This window comes from Gracilimonas sp. (genome assembly GCF_035704785.1).
Taxonomy (GTDB): Bacteria; Bacteroidota; Rhodothermia; order Balneolales; family Balneolaceae; genus Gracilimonas.
This window is the reverse complement of record NZ_DASSWP010000061.1, coordinates 1-7486: the sequence shown is the minus strand read 5'-3', so window position 1 is coordinate 7486 and position 7486 is coordinate 1. Positions and strand designations below refer to the sequence as shown.

Genomic DNA, 7486 nt, shown 5'->3' with positions numbered 1-7486 from the left:
GTAGCTCATTGACGCATCAAATACAAAATGCTTCAGAAATTGAATTTCACCTGAAAGCTCAGCGCCGTACAGTACGGCTTCGGTACCTACGAATTGATAGTCTTGTAGGGAGCGTCCGATATGTTGTCGTCCAGTATTTCGTGCATACAAATAATTACTGAAGTCGTTATGGAAAACAGTGAAGTTGGCATACAGCGTTTCTTGGTTAAACCGGATGAAGACTTCTTTTCCCAAAGCACGTTCGGGGTCTAGATCGGGATTCCCGATCTCAAAAGAATAAGAGGCGAGATGAGGCCCTTCCGAATATAATTCTTCCAGAGAGGGAGCTCGGAATGAATGAATAAAGCTTCCACCGGCCGAAAATCCACCCCCTAATTGATATATAGCGGCAAAGGAAGATGCGAGAGCGGTAAAAGTCCGATTTTTGTAAAAGCTGGAATCAATAATACCTTCGCTCACACCCACCGGATAAAATAGTCCGGTTTCATCGGTAATATTCTTCACGAAATCGAAACGTAATCCCGCCTCAAGGTGGAGGGCATTGAAGTCAGCTTCTTCAATCAGGTAAGCACCTGCTTTTACACTTTGTGAAGGAGGGGTACCTGCTCCGAATACTTCATAATCTTCATATTCGGTTGTTATTCCTATAGATCCCCGATCAATAAATCCAAGTCCGCGGTGTTTGGCTCTTACGTTAAAATTGGTGGTTAAAAGATCAAATTCGGTGCCTACAACAGGCTGACCAAGAGCATTTTCGCCTTCAATTTCTTTGTGGTTATAATCTTTATAAGATAATTCAGTATCCAGCACTTTAAAGAAATTATCCTTTAATATAACTTCTGATTTTAAATCGTACTGAAGTTTGTTCATTTCGATGTCCACACCCTGAGTATGGCCGTTTGGGTCGGGTGGGATTCCATAATTGCTTTTATAAAGCGTGCCCGAAGCACCTATGTATCCCCAAGGTTGAATATAACTGATACCGATACCATCATTGGTTGTTTGGAAGAAAGTGTTTTTTATTGGTCCAAGCGGAGTACGAGTATTTTTGGCGATGCGACCACTAAGATCCACCTGGAAAGCGAAGTTTTTATAGGGAGCCTGCACGCTTAAAGCTCCGGAGCCACCGCGATTCACAGTTTCTCCACTTGCAGAAAAGGAACCATTCACTTTAGAGGGCAAGGTGGTAGAGATCTGATTTTTAACAATATTGATAACGCCTCCAATAGCATTGGAACCATAAGCTAAAGCAGCAGGGCCGCGGGCAATTTCAATTTCATCTGCTGAAGAAGGATCGGTTGTTACGGCGTGGTCGGAGGATTGAGCTGAAATATCTCCCGTGCTCATACCATCCTGAAGTATAACTACGCGTTCACCCCCAAGCCCACGGATAACAGGTCTGCCGGGGGCAGAGCCATTTGTCCGCTGATCAAAGCCGGGCAGATTGGAAAGTGTCTGGGAAAGGGTAGATCCTAAATTCCGTCTTAATTCATTCCCAAATACATTTTTAGAAGCGTGTTCTAATCCGGAACCATCAAGCTCATCTTTTTCTCCCACCACCTCTATAGACTGAGTACTTAATACGGTTGGCGAAAGCTGAATCTTAAAGTCCGCTAAATTCTCCTCAATGGTAATGATTCGTGATTGGGTTCGAAACCCAATACGATGTATGGTCAATGTGAATGTACCGGTTGGGATATTTAGTAATTCAAAATTCCCGTCAACATCAGTCGTTGAAGTTCGGTTAAGCTCTTCAATATGCAAATAGGCAAAAGAAATGCCTTCTGAAGTCTCGCTGTTAACAACCTGTCCGCTTATAGTAAAACTGTTATCCTGGCCCAAAGCCGGTATATTACCAGTAATTGAAACCAGTGATAACAGAATAATGGTTATAAAACTCTTCACTTAGTTGGAAGAAGTTATAGTTACTGGTACAGTAGCTGATTCAAACTCGACAGCTCCAACGTGAAGCAACTGAAAGGTTAAACTGCTATTGCCTCCGGATTCACCCGTAATGGCGAATAGAAAAGGTTCATTTGCATTTTCCTGAGTAATAGAAAAACTACCACTTCCATCTACAGTTTGAAATTGAAGGCTGTGTTCGGCTTTATCGGGAGTGAATACTTCGCCATCCACATCGATAAAAGCAACTCTGAAAGTAGTGGAAGAGTTTGTTTCAACAGTTAAATTGCCATTAACTTCTCCACTAATATTTTGTGAGACTAATTCCGTATTGCCTTCATAAATAACAAAGCCAACGGGTTCGTGTTCTTCTTCCCCGGAAGAAGTTGAATTGGAGCATGCATTCAAAATTCCGGCAAATAATACAAAAGTTAATATGGCCTTGGCCACTGATAAAAGGTTTACTTTTTTCATGGTAAAATGATTTAAATAAATTAATAAATAGTTTTGATAAGCCTGATTATCAGGCTGTAAAGATGGATGTTTATTTAAATCAATGTGGGGGGGGCACGGCCCAGGAGGGGTACAAATGGTTGGGCAGATAAATAAAGAGGAGCTCTGTCAACTACGGTATAATGAAACTTCAAAATGCCATCTAAGGCAGGCTGAGTCTCAAATCCGGTAACAGCAACGATACCGGAAACAGGACAGAGAAGATCATTTTCTGTGATATGCTGGTGTTCAGCATGACTTAAGCATTCCAATCCATCGCTGTGATAGTGCAGCATGGAAAGCATAGTGCCGGCTACCGCAAGCAAAAGAAAGAATACTGATATATTATTCTTAAATGATCTCACGTAATAAATATAAATTTAAACTCGTCAAGAATATGAACAAGTATCGTTAATAATCGGTTCATTATTATAATATTGTTTCAAGTTATTACACTTTTTTAAAAAATTTGAAAATTTATGGCTGAAATTATCGAAGTATTTACTTCATGGTTTATGGGGCTTGGAGAAGAATACGGTGTAAACCCTATTATTTTCGGAAGTATTTATGTAGGCGCCATTCCCTTTTTTACACTGAGTATAGGCTGGTTAGTGAAAAATTATCGCAATGGTAAATCAATTGTCTTACCTGTCCTCATGGCTACTTTCTTTTTTATTTCAGCCTACCTGTATTTGATAATTGTGGGTCGAAATGTACCTTGGTGGGTGTATGGGGTTGTAATTTTGTTGATTATTTATGGGGCCTATTCTACTTTAAAGAAAGTTAGATCGAGTATAAAAGAAGAGAAAGAAGAATAAATAATATTAGGGCACGGTTTTTGATTATAGAAAAACATGAAGTACTATAAAGTAATGTAAAATGGAAAAACAGAGAGAATTTGACTGTTAAGGTAAATACAAGATTTATTTTATCGCTTAGCATAGTCGGGAGTGTTCATTAAAGTGTGTCAGGGGTTAAAAATCTGTCTTCAAAGTAATCTACTAAATCTCGGCGAACCGAGGACCATCCAAACATCGCTCCACTCCATTTGGTTTGGGCGTTGATAGTGGCCAGGTAGATTTGTTTAACAATGGCATTCTCATTGCTAAATGCCCCTTTCGTCTTGGTTACTTTACGAACCATCCGGTGATAGCTCTCAATTGGATTGTTGGTATAAATAACCCGTCGAAGTGCTGGTGGATACTTATAAAAGTTGGTCAACCGATCCCAGTTTTTGTGCCAGCTACGGAAGATCACTTTGTATTTTGATCCCCACTTATCTTCGGCTTGCTCCAAATACTGCCGGGCAGCTGATTCATTAAGGGCCGCATAAACAGAGCGTAGATCTCTGCTTACCGCTTTATAGTCTTTGTAGTTGACATATTTGAGACTGTTACGCATTTGATGCACCAGGCACAATTGTACGTCAGTACGGGGAAACAGATCTTCAATGGCATCACCAAATCCGGCTAGATTATCGATACAGGCCACAAAGATGTCCTTGACCCCACGCGTTTGTAACTCGTGGAGGACGCTCCGCCAAAAACTTGAGGATTCGATATCCCCAAAGTAGATACCTAATACCTGCTTAATGCCTTCGGTATTCACTGCCAACACCGAGTATACAGCCTTACTTACGACCTTACCGTGTTCGCGTACTTTAAAATGCATGGCATCCAGCCACATCACCGGATATACCGAATCCAAGGGACGAGCCTGCCAGTCCAGGATCTCCGGTAAAATACGGTCGGTTATGGCGCTTAATGTGCCCGCGCTTACCTCTACTCCATACATATCGGTCAAATGAGCTTGGATATCACGGTAACTCATCCCACGGCTATAAAGTGAAAGGATCTTTGCGTCAATATCACTGGTTATACGGCGCTGGCGTTTCTTGAGAGTTTGCGGAGTAAAACTGCCCTCACGGTCGCGAGGGGTAAACACCTCAAATCCGCCCAATGAGCTTTGTACTTGCTTATTTCCACGGCCATTACGACGATTAGAGCCTTTCTGATCGTTCAGGTGAGCATCCATCTCGCCTTCCAGACTCGCCTCAATCACGCGTTTGAGCAGGGGCGTAAACACCCCATCCTGTCCGGTCAAGGGCTTACCCTGGGTTAATTGCTCCGATAATTCTTTTACCAAAGCATTCAGGTGTTGGTTGGTTTTCGTATTTTTCATGTGTCTAATTTAGTTATGACACACTTAATTGAACAGTCTCGCATAGTCACTAGAATGCTTTTCCGGGCTACACAAATACTTCATATTCATTATGCATACTAGAGTGTAGTTCTCATTTTGGACTCTCAATATGTAAGTCTAGTGCTCATTTTTTTTTAACTTATTAAAGAGAGGTTCTGTTATGGTTTTTCCTATCAAATATGTCTATCGCTTCGGTAATGTGAACACGGACGGAGACAGGTCTATGAAGCACCTGTTGGGTGGTAAAGGAGCAAATTTAGCCGAGATGAGCAGTATTGGTATCCCGGTTCCCTCGGGTTTTACCATTTCAACCGAAGCATGTAAAAGTACCATCGATAATCAGATGGCATGGCCTGAAAGCCTTTTTGAACAAGTGCTTGATGGGGTCAGGCACATTGAAGCCGAAATGGGACAAAGACTTGGGGATGATAAAGATCCGTTGCTTATCTCAGTCCGATCCGGTGCGGCTGTTTCTATGCCGGGGATGATGGATACGATCTTAAATCTTGGTATCAACGACAAAGTGGTGGAAGCCATCATAAAAAAGACCAATAACGAACGTTTTGCTTACGACAGTTACCGCCGCTTCATCGACATGTTTGGAAATGTAGTAATGGGTGTAGGCCATGACCTGTTTGAAGAAGCCATCGAAAAGCTTAAAAAAGAAGTGAATGTTAAGCAGGATGTTGAACTTACCGCAAAAGATCTTCGTGAACTTACAGATCGTTACAAAGCTATCTACCGGAAAGAAACTGGACATATGTTTCCCGACGACCCTTTGGAGCAGCTCAGGTTTGCAGTAAATGCAGTATTCAATTCCTGGAACAGCACGCGGGCCATCAAATACCGGCAAATAAGTAACATCCATGGATTGATAGGAACCGCAGTGAGTGTACAGGCTATGGTATTTGGCAATATGGGTGAAACCAGTGGAACCGGGGTATGCTTTACACGTAACCCTTCTACGGGAGAACCCAAGCTGTATGGTGAGTTTTTAATTAATGCCCAAGGGGAAGATGTGGTAGCGGGAATCCGAACTCCGAGCCCTATTGCAGAATTGGAGAAAAAAAATCCTGAGATCTACAGAGAGCTGCTAAATTATACAAGCAAATTAGAAGCTCACTATAAAAACATGCAGGATATTGAATTTACCATAGAAGACGGGAAATTGTACATCCTTCAAACCCGCAACGGAAAACGTACCGGAACAGCAGCTGTTAAAATTGCTGTGGATCTGGTTAATGAAGGAGTTTTATCCCAAAAAGAAGCTATTAGGGACCTGGTTGATCCTCAGCATATTGAGCAATTATTACATCCGCAATTCAAAGAAGAGGAATCTAAACAATGCACCCTGCTTGGCAAAGGATTACCGGCTTCACCAGGTGCTGCCGTCGGAAAAGTAGTATTTGATTCCAAAAAAGCAGAAGAATCTGAAGAGCCGGTTATTTTGGTTCGCATTGAAACCAGTCCGGAAGATGTAGGCGGAATGTCCTCAGCTGAAGGTATTTTAACTTCCAGGGGAGGGATGACAAGTCATGCTGCCGTAGTAGCTCGTGGATGGGGGAAACCTTGTGTAGCCGGTTGCGGTGATATCGTGATCAACTATAAAAACCGATCGTTCACCAATGGTGATGTTACCGTGAAAGAGGGGGATTGGATCTCACTGAATGGTAACACCGGTCAGGTGATGTTGGGCCAAAAAGAATTAACAGAACCTGTTTTTGGTAAGGAATACCATACGTTCATGAGTTGGGTGGAAGTGGTTGAAGAGATGAAAGTGCGTGGCAACGCGGAAACTCCGGAAGATGCTGCTGCAGCACGATCATACGGAGCAGTAGGAATTGGGCTTGCCCGTACCGAACATATGTTCTTTAAGCCGGGAAGAGTCAATTTTATGCGGAAAATGATCATCGCAAATTCTAAAAAAGAGCGAGTAGAAGCACTTGGTAATTTACTTCCGTTTCAAAAACAAGATTTCATTGAGATCTTTCAAGAGATGGAAGGATTGCCTGTAACTATCCGTTTGCTTGATCCGCCGCTTCATGAATTCCTTCCACAGGAAAAAGAGGAGATCATAAAAGTGGCAGAAGAACTTGGAGTGAGTTCTGAGATGCTGGCGAATAAAGTGAATCAGCTCAAGGAATTTAATCCGATGCTGGGTCACCGAGGCTGCCGGCTGGGTATTACCTATCCGGAGATCACTGAAATGCAAACCAGGGCTATCATAGAAGCTGCTATCGAGCTGGTAAAACAGGGGAAAGTGGTACTGCCTGAGATCATGATCCCTTTGGTGGGAAGTATTGAGGAGTTTAGAAATCAGAGGGAAATTGTGGACCGAATTGCCCAAGAGATACTTTCCGAAGCAGGGGAGAACCTGGATTATATGGTTGGAACCATGATCGAGATCCCACGTGCCGCAATTTTGGCTGATCAAATTGCAGAAGAAGCAGACTTCTTTTCATTTGGAACTAACGACCTGACACAGCTTACTTATGGTTTTAGTCGTGATGATGCCGTTAAATTCCTTCCTGCATATATCGAAAGCGGAATGTTGAAGCATGATCCATTCCAGGTATTGGATAAAGAAGGAGTAGGACAGTTTGTTCAGGCCGGAACACGGCTGGGCAGAATGACCAATCCTGATCTTAAAGTAGGTATCTGCGGTGAACATGGAGGAGACCCAAGCAGCATTGATTTCGCCTATGAAACAGGCTTGGACTATGTATCATGCTCCCCGTTTAGAGTTCCTGTTGCACATTTGGCTTCAGCTCAGGCAACCCTAAGAAAGCAAGAAGACACTGCACAAGTGCAGGAAGCTCCGAAGGCTCTGGAAGCCTGATATTCCATTTTAAACAGTTGCTTAGGCAGGCAAGGCTAACACTTTGTCTGC

At 42.7% G+C, this 7486-nt stretch carries 6 protein-coding genes; 2 read left to right on the top strand and 4 right to left on the bottom strand.

Annotation, left to right across the window (positions count from 1 at the left end):
• From VFM80_RS03125 to VFM80_RS03115, 3 genes are all read right to left on the bottom strand, one after another.
• On the bottom strand, positions 1-1905 hold a 1905-nt coding region (locus tag VFM80_RS03125), incomplete at its 3' end, for a TonB-dependent receptor (RefSeq protein ID WP_395069457.1).
• On the bottom strand, positions 1906-2376 hold the full coding sequence (locus VFM80_RS03120; RefSeq protein WP_395069455.1) for a hypothetical protein: 471 nt from the start codon (positions 2374-2376) through the stop codon (positions 1906-1908).
• A 74-nt stretch (positions 2377-2450) separates the two neighbouring features.
• Positions 2451-2759: a hypothetical protein gene (locus tag VFM80_RS03115; protein WP_395069453.1), complete on the bottom strand. Its 309-nt coding sequence runs from the start codon at positions 2757-2759 to the stop codon at positions 2451-2453.
• 114 nt (positions 2760-2873) lie between these two features.
• Between VFM80_RS03115 and VFM80_RS03110 the strand changes: the two genes are divergently transcribed.
• A complete protein-coding gene (locus VFM80_RS03110; RefSeq protein WP_395069451.1) occupies positions 2874-3212 on the top strand; it encodes a hypothetical protein in 339 nt (112 codons plus the stop codon).
• A 139-nt stretch (positions 3213-3351) separates the two neighbouring features.
• On the opposite strand, the gene VFM80_RS03105 is transcribed toward VFM80_RS03110, so the two are convergent.
• A complete protein-coding gene (locus tag VFM80_RS03105; RefSeq protein ID WP_395069449.1) occupies positions 3352-4575 on the bottom strand; it encodes an IS256 family transposase in 1224 nt (407 codons plus the stop codon).
• A 181-nt stretch (positions 4576-4756) separates the two neighbouring features.
• Between VFM80_RS03105 and ppdK the strand changes: the two genes are divergently transcribed.
• Positions 4757-7435 carry a pyruvate, phosphate dikinase gene (gene ppdK, locus VFM80_RS03100; protein ID WP_395069447.1) on the top strand — a complete coding sequence of 893 codons (2679 nt, stop codon included), beginning with the start codon at positions 4757-4759 and terminating at the stop codon, positions 7433-7435.
• The last annotated feature ends 51 nt before the right edge of the window (positions 7436-7486 follow it).